Consider the following 17,526-nt stretch of genomic DNA (forward strand, 5'->3'; position numbering starts at 1 on the left):
GTCCGAAGCGGTGCCCTTCGACAAGCCCGCTTACAAATGCCCCCACACAAGCCACACCCCGCACGCCGCCGCGACAGTCCCGTACACGAAATACACTGGCACCTTCGCGCGCATGAAGCACACAGCGGAAAACAACGCGGTCAGCAGATAGACCGGTTCGAGCGGCACATGCCCGGCGATCCGCAACACTGCGACCGCGAGGAACGCGGTCGTCACCGCGCGCAGCATCCGCATGCCGTGTTCGAAGCGCGCGTGCGCCTTCAACTGATACAGATGACGCTGCGCGAGCACGACGAGGCAGCCCGACGGCACGAACAGCGCGAGTGTCGCGACGAGCGCGCCGATCCAGCCGTCCACGAGATAACCGAAGAACGGCACGACGTTCAGCAGCGGTCCCGGCGACAGCGGCGACAGCGAGAACGCCAGCGTGAAGTCGTTATCCGACACGCCGATCGAGGGCGTGACGAACAGCGTCTTCAGTACCGGCAACGCGGAGAAGCCGCCGCCGAACAGCGTCATGCCAGCGCCGGCGAGCCGCGGCCACAGTAGCGGGAGGTCGTAGCGCTGCGGCAGCGGCAGTGCGAACAACACGAGCAGCAGACCGAGCCCCGCAAGGATCTGCCAGTCCCCGCGCTCGATCTTGACGACGATCGGCTGCCGGCGTACCGGGCTCGCGATCCAGCCCACCGCGAACGCGCCGCCGAGAATCACGATGTACACTGCCGGGCTGCGCGCCAACACAAGTCCGATGCAGCCGAGCACGGCGCCGGCCCATTCGAGCTTGCCGCGCACCAGCGTGCGCGTCTGTTTGTACCAGGTGACGGCGATCAGCGTCGCGAGCACGACGCTGAAGTGATTGAGCAGCGTTTGCGACGCGGCGGCGCGCACGAGCGGCGTGCGATAGAAGATCGCGAACAACGTCATCAGCGTGAAGAACGGCAGCACGCTCGCGATGCCGGCGATCCACGCACCCGCGCGGCCACGCAGCGCATGACCGAGCTGCACGGCGACGTTGCAGCCCACTGGCCCCGGCACCATCCATGCGAGCGCGATCAGGTCGGAGAATGCGACGCGCGACAACCGTCCTTCGCGTTCGACGTAGTGATGCTCGAGCTGCGCCATCAGTGCGAGGCCGCCCCACGACAGCGTGGACAGCCCGAAGACGACGCGAAACAGCGTCCATAGCGGCTCGCGTTCGCCACGCCGGGTCGCGTCCTTGAGTGTGGTGGTCGTCTGCATCGTGCGCGCGCGATCGCCGGTGGCTCCGTGCGTCTCTCCGTTCAGGCCGGATAGTTAGCGTGGTGATTGAACGCGTGCCGCATGGCCCTGCGCGGCGCGCGTTCCGGTCAGGCAGCGACGCAGCTACGCGGACTGTCCGCTGGCATTCGACGTCGCGCTCGCGCTGTCGGCGTCCCGATCGTGCGTGCCGTGCTTCCCGGGCATTCCGCATACGCCGAAGCGGTCGAGCAATGCCGGGATCGCTTCGACCGGCACCGGGCGTGAGAACAGGAAGCCTTGCGCCTCGATATGGCCGAGCGCCGCGAGCCACGCGATCTGCTCTTCGGTCTCCGTGCCTTCGACGACCACCGTGAGCCCGAGCGAGCGCGCGAGGTTGACGATCGCGGTGACCATCACGCAGACGCTGCGGTCGCCGGGAATCGCCTGCACGAACGAGCGGTCCACCTTCAGCGTATCGACCGAGAAGCGGTTCAGGTACGACAGCGACGAATAGCCGGTGCCGAAGTCGTCGAGCGCGATCCGCACGCCGAGCCGCTTCAGCGCGAAGATTTTTTCCGACACGAGTTCGGGGTACTCCATCATCGCGGTCTCGGTGATCTCGAGTTCGAGACGGCGCGCCGAGATGCCGGTTTCCTCGATTGCCTGCGAGATCGTCTCGAACAGGTCGCCGCGCCAGAACTGCACGGCCGAGATGTTCACCGCGAGCGATAGCGTGTCGTAACCCTGTTGCTGCCACAGCGCGAGCTGGCGGCAGGCAGTCTGGATCACGAAGTCGCCGATCGGCACGATCAGGCCGGTCGATTCGGCGACCGGAATGAATTCGCTCGCCGGAATCAGGCCGTGCTGCGGATGGTTCCAGCGCACCAGCGCTTCGAAGCCGGTGATGCAGCGGCGCGTGAGATCGATCTTCGGCTGGTATGCGAGGAACAGCTGGCCGTCCGCGAGCGCGACGCGCAACTGCTGCTCCCATTTCATCAGATGATCCGCGCGGTGCGACAGCTGCGGCGAATAGAACTGGTAGCAGTTCTTGCCCGCGTCCTTCGCGCTGTACATCGCGAGATCGGCCTTCTTCAGCAGATCGATCTCGCTCTCGTTGACCACCGAGTACAGCGCGATGCCGATGCTCGCGTGCAGCACGAACGAACTGCCGCGCACTTCGAATGGCCGCGAGAAGACGTCGGATGCCGCTTCGGCGAGATCGACCGCGCGCTTCTCGACGCCGTCGCCCTTCACGACGACGACGAATTCGTCGCCACCGATGCGCGACAGCGTGCCCGCCACGCCCACCGCGTCGGCGAGACGCGCGGAGGTCATCTGCAGCACGATGTCGCCGGCGTTGTGGCCGAGCGTATCGTTGACCGCCTTGAAGTTGTCGAGGTCGATGAAGAGAATCGCGAGCCGGCCGAGATTCGATGGCTGGCTCACATCGAGCCGCAGGCTCTGCAGCGTCGCGTACCGGTTGGGCAGACCGGTCAGCAGATCGTATTCGACGAGATGCGTCATCTCGCGCTCGCGGCCGAGCAGCTTGCTGATCAGGCCCGTCGCGACCGCGAAGAAACTGAGCATCGCGAGCGAGATGAAACTCGCCATCAGCAGATAGACGTTGCGCGTGTGGTTGTAGTCGGCGAATTCCTCGGCTTGCGACAGGCCAACCAGCACGCCGAGCGGATAGCCGTCGATATGGCGGTACGACACGATGCGCGTCACGCCGTCGATCGAATCGACGTAGGTGCCCGACACGTGTTCGGAGGTCGGGTAAGTGCCGCTCGCGGTGAACGTGCCGTTCGCGCGTTCGGCGCTACCGGTGCGGCGCGCGAGCACGGTGCCGTTGTCGGAGATCACCGCGATCACACCGTCGCGGCCGATCGCCGCGTTGTTGTAGAAGTCGCTCGTGAAGTAGCTCGGATCTTCCGACACCACGACGACACCCGCGAACGAGCCGTCCGGATGATTCAGGCGACGCGTCATCTGCAGCGTCCAGTGACCCGACACGCGGCCGAGCACCGGTTTGCTGATGTACAGCTGATCGTCGTTCTCGTGCTCGTGAACCTTGAAGTGCTCGCGGTCCGACAGATCGATGTGCTTCGGATTCAGTTCGGCGGTGTTCGCGATCAGCCTGCCGTGCTCGTCGATCAGCGACACCTGCACGAGCGTCTCGCTCTGCACGACGCCTTTCTCGACCGTGCTCGCAAGATCGAAATGCCCCGGCGTTTTCTCGAATTCGTACTTCACGAAGCGCGTGATCTGGTCGACCTGATGGATCGCTTTCACGGTGTGCTGTTCGAGCGCCGAGGAGAGGATCGCGGCGGAGGCCATCGCCTCGCGATTGGTCGCTTCCTTTTCGACCGACAGGCGCGCGAAGATCACGGCCCACAGCAGGATCAGGACGAGCACGCCGAGCGCCGGAATGGCGAGCAGCGCGCGTCGGCGCGAAACGCCCGGGTCGGCGCGATATCGTGTGTCGCGAGCGGAAACGGACCGGAACGGATTCATCGGACGGGTCGGGCCCCTGCGCCTTCAGGCTGCGGCCCCGGATACATCGACTGCGCTGATTTCGAATATGGCTGCATGATGAACTGGGTATGGGTCGCGCAGAGGAAACGACGGTCGCGCCACAGTATCCGTATAACACCGGATCGATTCTCGATATTACTGAATGGCGATAGATTAAGGAAGGGCCGGAGGCTCGGGTATACGCTGTCGCTCGAATCTCGCGTGCGGGCGTGCGGGCGCCCGCCGGAAGGGCCTCCGCGAGCGTTCGCCCACGTTGCGGGCGATTCCCGCGATTGACCACGGCGTTATTTGATCGTTATCTGAAAAAGCGAAAAGATATCTTTAATTCGCAGGCGACCGGGTTATTCATGCGGAGCGCATGAAGAGCGGTCGCCTGTCGTCTCGCGATGCGCCGGGCGGACCGGCGCATGGACGTTTTAAGCGGGATGTTTTAAGCGCCGCTACGGTCAAGCGCGCGGTCAAGCGTGATCGTGCCGTCGACGATCGTTACGGCCGGGCCGCCGATCCAGATCTTGCCCGCGTCGTCGTCATAGCGGACTGCGACGTGGCCCGCACGGCCAATCACGGTGCCCTGACGCGCGGTGTAGCGCGTGCCCGGGCGCCGCTTCTGGGCGGTGAGCAGACCGGCGAGCGCCGCATTTGCGCTGCCGGTGACGGGGTCTTCACCGACGCCGAAGCTGCCGCCCGCCATCAGGCAGCGCACTTCGAACGTCGCAGGACCGTTCGCGTCATGCGGACCGTAGACGGCGACACCATGCGTGCCCACCTTCTGTACGACCTGCGCGAGCCTGGCGGGATCCGGTTCGATCGCGAGACACGCTTGCGCCGAGTTGACACGCACGACGAGCCACGGTGCGCCGTTGTCAATTGCGCACGGCGGCGCGTCGAAGTCGATGGCCGACGTGCGCAACGCATCGCTGAGTGCCGCATAGTCGTGCTCCGGCAGCGGCGTCACGCGCGCGGGCGGTGCGGCGAACGCCCACGTGCGGTCGGGTTGCTCGATAAGTTCGACGAGACCCACGCCGCATTGCTGCACGAGCCGGCCCGGCTGCTTCGGCTGGTAACCGTTTTCGAGCAGCGCATGCGCGGTGCCGAGCGTTGGGTGTCCCGCGAACGGCAGCTCCGCCTGCGTCGTGAAGATGCGGACGAAATAGTCGGCGGCGGGATCGGTCGGCGTGACGACGAAGGTCGTCTCCGACAGGTTGGTCCAGCGCGCGATCGCCTGCATCTGCGCGGTGTCGAGTCCGTTGCCGTCGAGTATCACGGCGAGCGCATTGCCCTTGAACGGTACTGCGGTGAAAACGTCGACCTGTTTGAAGCTAACGGTGTGAGCAGTCATGGTCATCGTGCGGGCTCTTTGGGCGGCGTACGTGCCGCGATAAAAAACGCCGCGGACGGAGTGACCGTCGGCGGCGTAGCGTAGTGAAGCGTAGCGGATAGGGCAGGTAGACCCGCCGGCCGCGCTTACTGAACTTCGGCGATCAGCTCGATTTCGACGCACGCGCCGAGCGGAATCTGCGCGACGCCGAACGCGGAGCGCGCATGCTTGCCGCGCTCGCCGAATACGTCGGCGATCAGCTCGGACGCGCCGTTCGTCACGAGATGCTGCTCGGTGAAATCGAGCGTCGAGTTGACGAGGCTCATCACCTTCACGATGCGCGTCACGCGGTTCAGATCGCCGACGTGCGCATGCAGCGTCGCGAGCAGATCGATCGCGATCGAGCGCGCCGCGGCCTTGCCTTCTTCCGTGGACAGCGAAGCGCCGAGCTTGCCGACCCACACCTTGCCGTCCTTCTTCGCGATGTGACCCGACAGGTACACCGTGTTGCCGCTTTGCGCGCTCATCACGTAGGCGGCGGCGGGTGCGCCCGCGACGGGCAGTTCGATACCGAGTTCCTTCAGCTTGTCGTACACGTTGGCCTGTGCCATGAGAAGTCCTTGTCTGTCGATAAAAAATGGGAGAGCTTGTCGCTGAGACCCGCGCTCAGACCTTCGCGCGAATCAGTGCGGCGAGGCGCGCAACGCCTTCGTCGATTTTCGCGGGTGGCACCGTGACGAACGACAGTCGCAGCGTATGGTGCTGCGCGTTGTCGGCGAAGAACGGCGCACCGGGCACGAACGCAACGTTCTGCGCGACCGCTTCCTCGAGCAGCTTCATGCTGTCGATGTGTGTGGGCAGCGTCACCCACACGAACATGCCGCCTTCCGGACGGTTCCAGCTGACGCCTTCGGGCATGTAGCGCTCGAGCGACGCGAGCATTGCCGCGCACTGGTCGCGATACAGCGCGCGGATGGTCGGCACGTGTGTGTCGAGAAAGCCGTCCTTCACGACTTCGTGCACGATGCGCTGCGTGAAGCTCGGCGTGTGCAGATCGGTGGCCTGCTTCGCCTGCACGAGCTTGAAGTGCAGTTCCTCGGGCGCGATGATGTAGCCGACCCGCAGACCCGGCGCGAGCACCTTCGAGAACGAGCCGAGATGCACGATGTGATCGGGTGCCATCGACAGCAGCGTCGGCAGCGGTTCGCCCGCGTAGTCGAGCGCACCGTACGGATCGTCTTCGATCACCGGGAACGGCGAGGTTTTCGCGAACGCGGCGAGCGCGCGGCGGCGTTCGATCGGCAGCCGGCGGCCCGTCGGATTCTGGAAATTCGGCTGTGCGTACAGCAGACGCGCACCGGCCGTGAGTTCGGGCGTGAGTGCGTCGGGGATCAGGCCGGCGTCATCGGTCGGCACCTGCACGTAGCGCGGCTCGAACATCGAGAACGATTGCAGCGCGCCGAGATAGGTCGGCGTTTCGACGAGCACGGGGCTATCCGGGCACACCAGCACCTTGCCGAGCAGATCGAGCGCTTGCTGCGAGCCCGTCGTGATCAGCACCTGAGTCGGGCGGATCTGCACGCCATTCGTCGAGTAACGCGCCGCGACCCATTCACGCAGCGGCAGATAGCCCTCGGTCGCGCTGTACTGCAGTGCGGCGGCCGGCGCATCGCGCAGGATGCGGTCGGAGGCTTCGCGCATCCGCTCGGCCGGGAACGTGGCCGGCGACGGCAGACCGCCCGCAAACGAGATGACTTCGGGCCGTTCCGTGACCTTCAGGATTTCGCGGATCGCGGAGCTGGTGAGCTTGCGCGCGCGCACTGAAAGTTGCCACTTCGGGGCTTGAAGGTCGCTTTGGTCCATAGTCTCCTCGTCTCTATTGCTGGAACAGGTCGGTCAAAAGGTCGATTATCGCGCATCGCGCGGGGTTGGCGTGGGGTTGAGATCCACACTGATACTCATCATCATGCTCACGCGGCACGCGCGGGCAGCGGTGCGGTGCGTACCGCGGCACGACGACCGAGCATCACGGTGGCGATCACGGCGGCGGCGAACAGCCACGTCGACGGCGCCACGGTCTCGCCGAAGCACAGCACGGAAAACGCCATCGTGAAGAAAATCTGCAGCAGCTGTACCTGACCGACGCGTGCGGTGCCGCCCATCGCGAGCCCCGCGTACCAGGCAAAAAAGCCGATGAACTGCGAGAACAGCGTGACGTAGCCGAACGCGAGCCAGGTCTTCAGCGCGACCGGCTGCGGATGCAGCACGTGATGCTGCCACGCGAGCCAGCCGACCGGCAGCACGAGAAACGGCGCGGACACAACGAGCGCCCAGCAGATCACCTGCCAGCCGCCGATCTGCCGCGCGAGCCGCGCGCCTTCCGCGTAGCCGAGCGCACCGATGCCGACGGCGACGAGCATCAGCAGGTCGCCGGTCTGCAGCGTGCCGCCGCCCGACTGCAGCGCGAACCCGACGACGATTGCGCTGCCCGCGAGCGCGCTTGCCCAGAATGCCTTCGACGGCCGCTCATGCGACAGCCACGCCGCGTACAGCGCGACGCACAGCGGCTGCAGCCCGTTGACCACCGCGCCGTGCGACGCGGGCACGGTCTTCATCGACCACGCGGAGAACACGGGGAACGCGACGATCACGCCAAGCGAGACGACCGCGAGGCTTTTCATCTGCGGCCACGTGGGCCGGCGTTCGCGGCGCCATGCGAGCAGCGCGGCGGCGGGCACCGCGGCAGCGAGCGCGCGGCCGAGGCCGTTCAGCAGCGGATGAAACTCCGCGACGACGATGCGCGTCATCGGCAGGGTGAGGCTGAAGATCACGACGCCGACGAGGCCGAGCAACATGCCTTGGGATTCACGCGGATTCATACGTATGTTTCGAGGTTCGTTTCGGATCGTTAGAAGAGGCGGTTCAGCGCAGCGTGCGCGGACCAGCGGGTGTATCGAATTCGGCGATGAGAGAGGGGGTGCTATTCGTGCTGTCGGTCGCATCGAGCTGCAGCAGCGACGCGGCACCAAGCCAGCGCAACTGCTCGCGCACGACGTCGGCTTGCGGATGCACGGCCTTCAGGCTCTTCAGCGCGAGGCCGGTCTCGGGCAGCACCGCCGACGGATGATGCGACGTGTCCCACTGGATCAACGTCGGCACGATGCCGTCGCCTGCGCCTTGCCATGACGGGAACGCGCCGTCGTCCGGCACCGCGAGTTGCCACGTGAAGTCGCCGCGCGTCATCGGCACGACAGGCGGAATGCGTTGCGGGTACTGCGCCTGCCACGCAGCGAGTTGCTTCGGCCGCTCGACGCGCACGACCCAGTGCGACAGATACGGACCGGCGGCGAGCCGCGTCTGCGTGTCGGGTGCGTCGAGCGCGAACAGGCGAGGGCGCGCGGGTGCATCCGACGCGGCCTCGGCGGCGTCCGGATCGGCGGCGATCACTTCGAGATAGACACCGTCCCACAGATTCAGCAGACGGTTGTGCGTGCGCATCAGCGGATGTGCGCCGCCGCCCGCGGGCGCAACGCCGAGCGTGTCGGCGACGTATTGCGTGCCTTCGTCGAGCGTGCGGGCGGAAATCACGAGATGGTCGATGCGAAGCGAGCGGACGGTCATGAGCGGATCGGGAAAAACGGTTCGGGACGAGGCGGCAGATGGGGCGCGCGGTGCGGGTCCCGGCACGGCATGCAGGCCATTGGGCCGGGCCGGATAGCATACCCGTTCGCCCTGTAGCGGACCACGCGCAGCCGGAATGCCCAGCATATTCCGGCGCATGGCGCGACCGCGCACGAACCGCATCGTCCGGCTCAATGTAACGCGTTGGACCGGCACAGTAACGGTACAATCGGGCCAATAACGTTCGGTACAGTTGCCTGCTATTGCCACCCGCAGTGATCACCCCGCCGGAGAACGCGATGTCCGTTCCGCTCGACCAGATTCCCGCTCCGCACGATGCGTCGTCGACGACGCTCGTCGAGCAGCTCGTGCAATGGGGCCGGCACCGCATCGAGGAGCGCGTGTTTCGCCCCGGCATGCGGATGCCGTCGATCCGCAAGCTCGCGCTCGATAAGGGCGTGTCGCGCTTCACGGTGGTCGAGGCGTACGAGCGGCTCGTCGCGCAGGGCTATCTGGATTCGCGACGCGGCTCGGGTTTCTACGTGCGCGAACGGCTCGCGGTGCCGATGCCCGGCGAGCGTCGTGGCACGGTCGCCGAAGCCGTGCCGGGATCGAGCACGCTCGACGTGGTCTGGCTGCTGCGCAACATGCTGCATACGTCGACGCGGCCCGAGAAGGGCCCCGGCCTCGGCTACCTGCCGAGTCGCTGGCTCGACGGCGAACTGATCACTGGCGCGCTGCGCACACTGAGCCGGCAGAGCGGCGCGCAGATGCTCGGCTTCGGCACGCCGCTCGGTTTTCTGCCGCTGCGGCAGCAACTGCAGACGCGCCTCGAGGAACTCGAGATCGGCGCGTCGCCGGACCAGATCGTGATGGTGTCCGGCATTACCCAGGCGATCGATCTGATCTCGCGGATCTACGTGCAGCCCGGCGACGCGGTGATCGTCGGCGACCCGGCGTGGTTCCAGATGTTCGGCCGCTTCGCGTCGCAGGGTGCGCGGCTCGTCGGCATGCCGTACACGCCGGACGGTCCCGACCTCGACGCGCTCGAGACGCTCGTCGAGACATGGCGCCCGAAAATGCTCGTGATCAACTCGGTACTGCAGAATCCGACCGGCACGTCGCTGACGGCCGCGCAGGCGTTCCGCATCCTGCGTCTCGCGGAGGCGTACGACTTCATCGTCGTCGAGGACGACGTGTACGGCGACCTGTGTCCGCCGGGTTATCCGGCGACGCGCCTCGCGAGCCTCGATCAATTGAAACGCGTGATCTATCTCGGCAGCTTTTCGAAGACACTCGCGGCCAACCTGCGCGTCGGGTTCGTCGCGTGTGCGCCGGAGGTCGCGCGGGCCGTCACCGACCAGAAGATGCTGGTCGGCATGACGTCGCCGGAACTGAACGAACGTGTGCTGTACAAGATCCTGACCGAAGGTCATTACCGGCGTCACGTCGAGCGGTTGCGTGCGCGGCTCGATGGCGTGCGCGACAAGGCTGCACGGATGCTCGAGAAGACCGGGCTGAACCTGTTCCAGTCGCCGGGCGCGGGGATGTTCCTGTGGGCCGACACCGGGGCCGATTCCGACGGCCTTGCCGCGGCCGGTCACGAAGCGGGCTTCCTGCTCACACCGGGCAGCCTGTTCTCGCCGCACCAGTCGCCCACTACGTGGATGCGCTTTAACGTCGCGAACTGTGGCGATCCGGCGCTGTCAGCGTTCCTGTGCCGCTATCTCGATGGGCTGACGCGCCGCGCCTCTTGAAAAACGCGCCGTGCGCCCTTATCTGCGCGCACGGTTCTCCATCTACCAGATCAACCAGCCAAGCACAGAGGAAGTCAGACATGGCCCAGCAAACCATGAGCTTTCAGGCGGAAGTGAAACAGCTTCTGCACCTGATGATTCATTCGCTGTACAGCAACAAGGAAATTTTTCTGCGCGAGCTCATCTCGAATGCATCCGATGCGGCCGACAAGCTGCGCTTCGAAGCGATCGAAAACGCCGCGCTATACGAGAACGATCCGAACCTGCGTATCCGTGTGGCGTACGACAAGACCGCGCGCACCGTGACGATCGACGACAACGGCATCGGCATGAGCCGCGACGAAGCGATCTCGAACCTCGGCACGATCGCGCGCTCGGGTACGAAGGAGTTCTTCGGCAAGCTGTCCGGCGACCAGCAGAAGGACGCGGCGTTGATCGGTCAGTTCGGCGTCGGTTTCTATTCCGGCTTCATCGTCGCCGAGCGCATCACAGTCGAGACGCGCCGCGCCGGTCTGCCCGCAAGCGAAGGCGTGCGCTGGGAAAGCGCGGGCGAGGGCGACTTTGAGGTCGACACGATCGAACGCGCGGCGCGCGGCACGACGATCACGCTGCATCTGCGCGCCGACGAAGACGAACTGCTGTCGTCGTATCGCCTGAAGTCGATTATCCAGAAGTACTCCGACCACGTCGCGCTGCCGATCCTGATGCAGAAGGAAGAGTGGGACGCGGAAAAGAGCGAGATGGTGCTGAAGGACGAGGACGAGACCGTCAATCAGGCGAGCGCGCTGTGGACCCGCTCGAAGAACGACATCACCGACGAGCAGTACCAGCAGTTCTACCTGCACCTCGCGCACGATCATGAAAATCCGCTCGCGTGGACGCACAACCGCGTCGAGGGCCGCAGCGAATACACGCAGTTGCTGTACGTGCCGACGCGCGCACCGTTCGACATGTGGAATCGCGAGCAGCGCGGCGGCCTCAAGCTGTACGTGAAGCGCGTGTTCATCATGGACGATGCCGAGCAACTGCTGCCCGCGTATCTGCGTTTCGTGAAGGGTGTCGTCGATTCGAGCGATCTGCCGCTCAATGTGTCGCGTGAAATCCTGCAGGAAAGCCGCGACGTGAAGGCGATCCGCGAAGGCGTGACGAAGCGCACGCTGTCGATGCTCGAAGAACTCGCGAATGCCGAAGACGATGCGGGCAAGGACAAGTACAAGACGTTCTGGACCGCGTTCGGCCAGGTGCTGAAGGAAGGCGCTGGCGAAGACGCCGCGAACCACGAGCGCATCATGAAGCTGCTGCGCTTCGCGTCGACGCATACCGACAGCGCCGAACAGAACGTGTCGTTCGCCGATTACGTCGCGCGGATGAAGCCCGAGCAGACGAAGATCTACTACGTCACCGCCGACACGCTGCAGGCTGCGAAGAACAGCCCGCACCTCGAAGTGTTCCGCAAGAAGGGCGTCGAAGTGCTGCTGCTGACCGACCGCGTCGACGAATGGATGCTGTCGTATCTGAACGAGTTTGACGGCAAGCCGCTCGCGAGCGTCGCGCGTGGCGACCTCGATCTCGGTGCGCTGAACGACGAGGAAAAGGCCGAGCAGGAAAAGGTCGGCGAGGCGTTCAAGCCGCTCGTCGAGAAGATGAAAGAGGCGTTGAAGGACAAGGCGAAGGACGTGCGGCTCACGTTCCGTCTGACCGATTCGCCGTCGTGCCTCGTCGCCGACGACGGCGACATGAGCGGTTACCTGCAGCGGATGCTGAAGGCCGCGGGTCAGCAGGCGCCGTCGTCCCAGCCGATCCTGGAAGTGAATCCGGAGCACGCGCTCGTCAAGGCGCTGCATACGGACGGCGCCGATTTCAGCGACTGGTGTCATCTGCTGTTCGATCAGGCGCTGCTCGCGGAAGGCGGTGCGCTCGAGGATCCCGCGAGCTTCGTCCGGCGGACTAATGTGCTGCTGCTCGCACGGACGGTCTGAGTGGTTTAGCTGCGATGAGATGAAAAACGCTACCTTCGGGTAGCGTTTTTTTGCCGTCGATCTGACGCGCGCAAGGTACCGTCTTCGCGGCGGCCCTGGCGACGCTCGCCCTATAATGCGGCCATGATCCTTCGTTTCGATGCAGCGGACGCGCACTGGCGCGTCACACCGCTGCCCTGTTTCAGTTCCGATCAGAAAGACTGGCTGACGCGCGGCGGCTCGCTGACCGCGCACCTGCGCACGCTCGGCGAGGTCGCGGTGCGCGTGACGCGCGAGACCGTCGCACAACCATGGGCCGACGAGCATGCTGCGCTCGGCGTTACCGCGCGTGCGCCGGTGTGGGTACGCGAAGTCGTGCTTGCGGTCGACGGCGTGCCGTTCGTCGCCGCGCACAGCATCGCGCCGCTTGCGGCGAGCGTCGGCGTGTGGCAAGCGATGCGTCGTCTGCGCACGCGGCCGCTCGCCGAACTGCTGTATAGCGACAGCGGCGTCGCGCGGTCGTCGCTCGTGAGCCGCCGGCTTGTCGCGCGGCATCCGCTGTATCGACTTGCCGCGCGTGCGATCGACGACACGCCGCCGCATGCGCTGGTCGCGCGCCGCTCGGTGTTCGAGCGGGGCGGAGCGCCGCTGATGGTGACCGAATGCATGCTGCCTGCGCTGTGGCGTCATCTGGCGGAAGGTTCGGCTGTGCGCGTTGAGCACGTGTCCGTTCATCCTCGCGATCATGGGCGCGCGCTTGGGCATACGGCGTCGCGTGCGCATCCGGTTCCGCTTCCTTCTTCTGCTGAACGCGGCGAGGCGAAACGCTGATGTTGCAGGGCTTCCCTCCGGTCGTCACGCACGACACGCACACGCTGATACTCGGCAGTTTCCCGGGCGAGGCGTCGCTCGCGGCGACACAGTATTACGCGCATCCGCGCAACCAGTTCTGGCGACTGCTTGGCACGGTACTCGACGAGCCGCAACTAGCCAGACTCGCCTATGAGGAGCGCCTGCGCCGCATGCTCGCGCACGGCATCGGTGTGTGGGATGTGCTCGCGGCGTGTCGTCGCGAGGGCAGTCTCGATGTGGCGATCCGCGACGCGCAGCCGAACGATTTCGCGTCGCTGCGTGAGTACGTGCCGCAGTTGAAGAGGGTTTGCTTCAACGGGAAAACGGCGGGGCGGTTTGCAACGGTGATCGGTGCGGCGGGGTATGAGACGCTCGTGCTGCCTTCGTCGAGTCCGGCGAATGCGATGCTCTCGTTTGAGCAGAAGCTACTCGCCTGGCATGGAGTGGTTGGCTGACGTCTTTTTCCTGAGGCCCGGAAGATATGTCGGGTGTGAATTTAGAGCGACTCAATCAGCGCTGCGAAGCCTGGCTTTAAAAGGCCGCGATTGTGATGTGCGGCCCTTTCCTCGCCACCATCGAGTGAATGCGCCAGGACGCGTTCCTCGGTAAGCAGAATAACGAGGAAAGGATCGGAAGCGTTGATGTGGTCTATCCAGACTGACGTATCGACAAGAATCATTCGACATCCTGTCGGCGACGCGGTGCCCCCTTTACGCCGGGTTGACTGCCGCCAAGATTCGCGAGCCGCTTCGCGGCCTCACGTTGGATCAAGGCCTTGAGCGCTTCGCGCACAAGTGCCGACTTCTCCTCCAAACCCGTATAGGCTTGAGCTTTGGCGATCAATTCGTCATCGAGAGCGATAGTTGTATGCATAGCCATATCCACAAGTCGGAGCACGAATAATGGCATCGTTTGATGTTTTTTTTCGTGCATCGTTCTTGCGGGCGAATGCGATGCTCTCGTTCGAGCAGAAACTGCATCTCTGGCGCGCGATTATCTTGTAGCGTGCCAGGCAGCGGGCTTCCTCGCCCGCCGCATGATTCCACGTGTCGGATCAGCCTACAACGCGAGCATGTCCAGTTCCGCATAAGCGCGATGCAGCCATACCTTGACGCGCTGACGCTCGAGCAAGCCGAGCCCTGTGGCGGCACGGTCCGGATGATTGACTGCTGCCCAGAAGCTCGCGCTCTGTCGATCGATCTTCTGCATGGTCGTATCGGGCAGGCGGCGTAGCGTTATTACGCTGGCACCCAGTGCTTCGGCCCGCTCGCGCTCGCCGGACGCCTCCAGAATGTCGAAACGATCGCCGCGCACTTCGTTCAGCACGAGTACCAGCTTGATTCGTCCGCCGAACTGGTCGAGCCACTGCCGTAACAGATCGACCGAATCGCGTCCGGTGTCCATGACGTGCCACCAGGTCAGTGCGATGCCGTGCTCTTCGGCAAAACCGAATACGTCCGATTCGTCGAGCCATCCGGCGAGCGCCTGCTGCGTCTGGGCCGCGAGATCGACCAGTATGCGTCGCTGCGGATCTGCGAGGGCCGATTCCATGATGGGATCGAGGCTGTCATGCTGGTCGAGAACGGCAGGCGCGGCAAAGTCGGCATAGAACCGCAACAACGCACCATGCGATCGGTCGGTATCGAAGCCCACGAAGGGCACGCTCCGATCGATGAAATACTGGGCTAACACGCGGGCGGCGAGCGATTTGCCCACGCCGCCTTTTTCCCCACCAATGAAGTGGATGTGGCTCATGCTGACGAATTTCCTGTGATAGAGCGGATATGACCGAAACCAACGCTAGCAGGTTTCGGTGACGTAACGACGAAACAGGTCGTGTCGAAAGGAAATGCGTGCGTGGCAGCAGCATGCTGTGTGATCGGCGGAGGTGTCAAACTGGACAAAATATCGACCGGTTCAACATCCAGCGAATCTTCGTTTCATGGGCGGATTCAAACAGGTAAGTTCTGCGTAAGTATCGTGCGCCATAACTCCACCAGTCCACAGAACATCGGACGGACTGTAAAAATACATCGGAGACGGCATGGACACGAATGCATCGGCAAGACGCAGGAGGCTGCTCGTAACGACAGGACGTGTGGTGGCGATGCTGTCGCTGGCAACGGCGATCGCGGCATGTGGCGGAGTCAATAGCAATCCAGGCCAGTGGGTCGCAAGCTGGTACGCGGCGCAGCAGGACTATAACGAGGCGATCCCGGGCAATCTCGCGCCTGCCCCCACGCCGGTTTCCATCTCGAACCAGACGATCCGGCAGATCGTGCATACGTCGTATGGCGGCAGCCAGGTCCGCATCAAGTTGTCCAATCTTCTTGGCACGACGCCCGTTACGTTTGCGGCAGTACGCGTGGCGCGAAGTACAGGAAGCGGCGGCATCGATACGACGACCGACAAACCGCTGACCTTCTCGGGTCAAGGCAGTGTGACGCTCGCGGCCGGCGCGGAAATATGGAGCGACAGCGTGAGCCTGTCCTTTCCGACGCAAACGGATATCGCTGTCAGCCTGTACCTCCAGGGCAGTGCGCCGGAGGCGACGGTCCATACGCTGGGCCAGCAGACGAACTACCTCGCGTCGGGCAACCAGGCGAGTGCGGCGTCGCTGAGCGGCGCAACGACCAGCACCTCGTACTACTGGCTGAGCGAAGTCGACGTGTCGAGTACGGACAAGGTGAAGGTCGTCGTGACCTTCGGTGATTCGATCACGGATGGATTCCAGTCGACGGTCGGTGCCAATCATCGGTGGCCGAATTTCTTCGACGATCGCGTGCAGGCTGCGGTGGGGAGCGTCGGCAAGGCAAGCGTCGTCAATGCGGGAATCTCGGGCAACCGCTGGCTGCACGACGTGATCGGGCCGGCCGGGCAAGGGCGGTTTGCACGGGACGTCACGAGCGTGTCGGGTGCGACTCACGTCGTGATTCTGCTGGGCATCAACGATATCGGCTTCGGTGTGTTCTCGGCGTCGCAGGCGGTGTCGTCGGATCAGATCATCGCTGCGATGAATGCGGCGATCGCTCAGGCGAAAGCCCGGCAAATGAAGGTGTTTGTCGCAACGCTGCTGCCTTATCAGGGGGCATCCTACTTCGACGCGACCGGCGAGACGAAGCGGCAGGCGGTCAACGCGTTCGTGCGGTCTGCCTCGAATATCGACGGCGTTATCGACTTCGACAAGGCCATGCAGGACCCGTCGAATCCGACGACGTTGCTTCCTGCCTACGACAGCGGCGATCACCTTCATCCGAACGATGCCGGGTATCAGGCGATGGCCAATGCGATCGATCTGAGCTTGCTGAACAAGTGAGCTGCGCTACGTCCGCCGGACCACCGGGCTTTCTACCCGCCCGGTGACCGGCGTTTCCCCCGCCTTCAAAAAATCGACAAACGCCCGCAACGGCGCCGGCAAATGCCGACGCCCGGGGTAATAAAGAAACGGTCCTGAGAAGCTCGGCCACCACGTCTCGAGAATCGGCTCCAGCGCGCCGCTGTCGAGATGCGGACGCAGTATGTCCTCGAACAGGTGAATGACGCCTATGCCTGCCACCGCGGCACTGATCGCGAGATCGAATGCCGCGGCCGGTCTGACGAGCAGCGGCCCGGAAGGATCCAGTTTCACAACCTCGCCGTCGCGCTCGAAATGCCAGTCGGGTTTCGCCCCGCTGGCGAACTGGCCTCGCAGGCATGCATGCGCAAGCAGGTCGCGCGGATGCGTGGGTCGGCCGTATGTATCGAGATAGCGAGGCGCCGCAGCGGTTGCGAAGCGCTGCACCCGCGGCCCGATCGGGATCGCGATCATGTCCTGCTCGAGCCGCTCTTCATAGCGGATGCCCGCATCGCAGCCGACCGACAGCACGTCGACGAACCCGTCCTCCACGACGACCTCCACACGGATGTCGGGATAGGCCATGAGGAACGACTCGATGACGGACGGCAAGACGATTCGCGCGGCGCTCGACGGCACGTTGAGTTTGAGCGTACCGGCCGGCTTGTCTCTGAACACGTTCAGGACGTCGAGCGCTGCTTCCATCTCGCTGAACAACGGTGTCAGCTTCTCGATGAGACGTTGCCCCGCCTCGGTCGGCGCGACGCTGCGCGTCGTCCGGTTGAGCAGGCGCAGACCGAGCTTCGCTTCGAGACGCCGCACGGCAATGCTCAGGCTCGACGCCGAGACGCCGCTCGCCCGGGCTGCGTCGCGAAAACCGCCCGCGCGGGCGACCGCGGTGAAGGCGGCAAGGTCGTTCAATTCCATGGCGAT

At 64.5% G+C, this 17,526-nt stretch carries 15 protein-coding genes and 1 pseudogene; 5 read left to right on the forward strand and 11 right to left on the reverse strand.

Features of this window, described 5'->3' with window-relative positions; all coding sequences use genetic code 11:
* Positions 1 to 30: 30 nt before the first annotated feature.
* The 7 genes from ACREXZ_RS08090 to ACREXZ_RS08120 all read right to left on the reverse strand — a co-directional run bounded on the left by ACREXZ_RS08090 (position 31) and on the right by ACREXZ_RS08120 (position 8,692).
* On the reverse strand, positions 31 to 1,239 hold the full coding sequence (locus tag ACREXZ_RS08090) for a chromate transporter (protein WP_431763532.1): 1,209 nt from the start codon (positions 1,237 to 1,239) through the stop codon (positions 31 to 33).
* Between the two features lie 123 nt (positions 1,240 to 1,362).
* Entirely contained in the window at positions 1,363 to 3,732 is a 2,370-nt protein-coding gene (locus ACREXZ_RS08095; protein ID WP_431763533.1) for a bifunctional diguanylate cyclase/phosphodiesterase, read from the reverse strand.
* 451 nt (positions 3,733 to 4,183) lie between these two features.
* Positions 4,184 to 5,092: a PhzF family phenazine biosynthesis protein gene (locus ACREXZ_RS08100; protein ID WP_431763681.1), complete on the reverse strand. Its 909-nt coding sequence runs from the start codon at positions 5,090 to 5,092 to the stop codon at positions 4,184 to 4,186.
* A 125-nt stretch (positions 5,093 to 5,217) separates the two neighbouring features.
* Positions 5,218 to 5,682 (reverse strand): RidA family protein, encoded by a 465-nt coding sequence (locus tag ACREXZ_RS08105; protein ID WP_431763534.1) that lies wholly within the window; start codon positions 5,680 to 5,682, stop codon positions 5,218 to 5,220.
* 55 nt (positions 5,683 to 5,737) lie between these two features.
* Positions 5,738 to 6,934 (reverse strand): PLP-dependent aminotransferase family protein, encoded by a 1,197-nt coding sequence (locus ACREXZ_RS08110; RefSeq protein ID WP_431763535.1) that lies wholly within the window; start codon positions 6,932 to 6,934, stop codon positions 5,738 to 5,740.
* Positions 6,935 to 7,041: 107 nt separating this feature from the next.
* Positions 7,042 to 7,950, reverse strand: a complete 909-nt coding sequence (locus ACREXZ_RS08115) for a DMT family transporter (RefSeq protein ID WP_431763536.1) — start codon at positions 7,948 to 7,950, stop codon at positions 7,042 to 7,044.
* A gap of 43 nt (positions 7,951 to 7,993) precedes the next feature.
* Entirely contained in the window at positions 7,994 to 8,692 is a 699-nt protein-coding gene (locus ACREXZ_RS08120) for a VOC family protein (RefSeq protein ID WP_431763537.1), read from the reverse strand.
* 299 nt (positions 8,693 to 8,991) lie between these two features.
* Between ACREXZ_RS08120 and ACREXZ_RS08125 the strand changes: the two genes are divergently transcribed.
* The 4 genes from ACREXZ_RS08125 (at position 8,992) to ACREXZ_RS08140 (ending at position 13,714) form a co-directional block, all read left to right on the forward strand.
* On the forward strand, positions 8,992 to 10,449 hold the full coding sequence (locus ACREXZ_RS08125) for a PLP-dependent aminotransferase family protein (RefSeq protein ID WP_431763538.1): 1,458 nt from the start codon (positions 8,992 to 8,994) through the stop codon (positions 10,447 to 10,449).
* A gap of 80 nt (positions 10,450 to 10,529) precedes the next feature.
* Positions 10,530 to 12,428 (forward strand): molecular chaperone HtpG, encoded by a 1,899-nt coding sequence (gene htpG, locus ACREXZ_RS08130; protein WP_431763539.1) that lies wholly within the window; start codon positions 10,530 to 10,532, stop codon positions 12,426 to 12,428.
* Between the two features lie 123 nt (positions 12,429 to 12,551).
* Positions 12,552 to 13,238, forward strand: coding sequence for a chorismate--pyruvate lyase family protein (locus ACREXZ_RS08135; protein WP_431763540.1), 687 nt, complete (start codon positions 12,552 to 12,554; stop codon positions 13,236 to 13,238).
* Positions 13,238 to 13,714, forward strand: coding sequence for a DNA-deoxyinosine glycosylase (locus tag ACREXZ_RS08140; RefSeq protein ID WP_431763541.1), 477 nt, complete (start codon positions 13,238 to 13,240; stop codon positions 13,712 to 13,714). Before ACREXZ_RS08135 ends, ACREXZ_RS08140 begins: the two co-directional genes overlap by 1 nt.
* A 110-nt stretch (positions 13,715 to 13,824) precedes the next feature.
* Here the strand turns inward: ACREXZ_RS08140 and ACREXZ_RS08145 are convergent.
* The 3 genes and pseudogenes from ACREXZ_RS08145 to ACREXZ_RS08155 form a co-directional block, all read right to left on the reverse strand.
* Positions 13,825 to 13,938, reverse strand: a pseudogene (locus tag ACREXZ_RS08145) (VapC toxin family PIN domain ribonuclease); the annotation flags it as partial.
* Positions 13,935 to 14,132: a type II toxin-antitoxin system VapB family antitoxin gene (locus tag ACREXZ_RS08150; RefSeq protein ID WP_431763682.1), complete on the reverse strand. Its 198-nt coding sequence runs from the start codon at positions 14,130 to 14,132 to the stop codon at positions 13,935 to 13,937. The pseudogene ACREXZ_RS08145 and the gene ACREXZ_RS08150, both read right to left, overlap by 4 nt.
* A 186-nt stretch (positions 14,133 to 14,318) precedes the next feature.
* The gene (locus tag ACREXZ_RS08155) at positions 14,319 to 15,014 is read right to left on the reverse strand and encodes a mobilization protein (protein ID WP_431763542.1); all 696 of its coding nucleotides are present in this window, start codon (positions 15,012 to 15,014) and stop codon (positions 14,319 to 14,321) included.
* A gap of 289 nt (positions 15,015 to 15,303) precedes the next feature.
* Between ACREXZ_RS08155 and ACREXZ_RS08160 the strand changes: the two genes are divergently transcribed.
* On the forward strand, positions 15,304 to 16,575 hold the full coding sequence (locus ACREXZ_RS08160; RefSeq protein WP_431763543.1) for an SGNH/GDSL hydrolase family protein: 1,272 nt from the start codon (positions 15,304 to 15,306) through the stop codon (positions 16,573 to 16,575).
* A 6-nt stretch (positions 16,576 to 16,581) separates the two neighbouring features.
* Here the strand turns inward: ACREXZ_RS08160 and ACREXZ_RS08165 are convergent, their stop codons facing one another.
* Complete coding sequence (locus tag ACREXZ_RS08165; protein ID WP_431763544.1) at positions 16,582 to 17,520, reverse strand: LysR family transcriptional regulator; 939 nt, start codon at positions 17,518 to 17,520, stop codon at positions 16,582 to 16,584.
* Positions 17,521 to 17,526 lie beyond the last annotated feature (6 nt).

The organism is Paraburkholderia sp. (assembly GCF_050742655.1).
GTDB lineage: Bacteria > Pseudomonadota > Gammaproteobacteria > Burkholderiales > Burkholderiaceae > Paraburkholderia.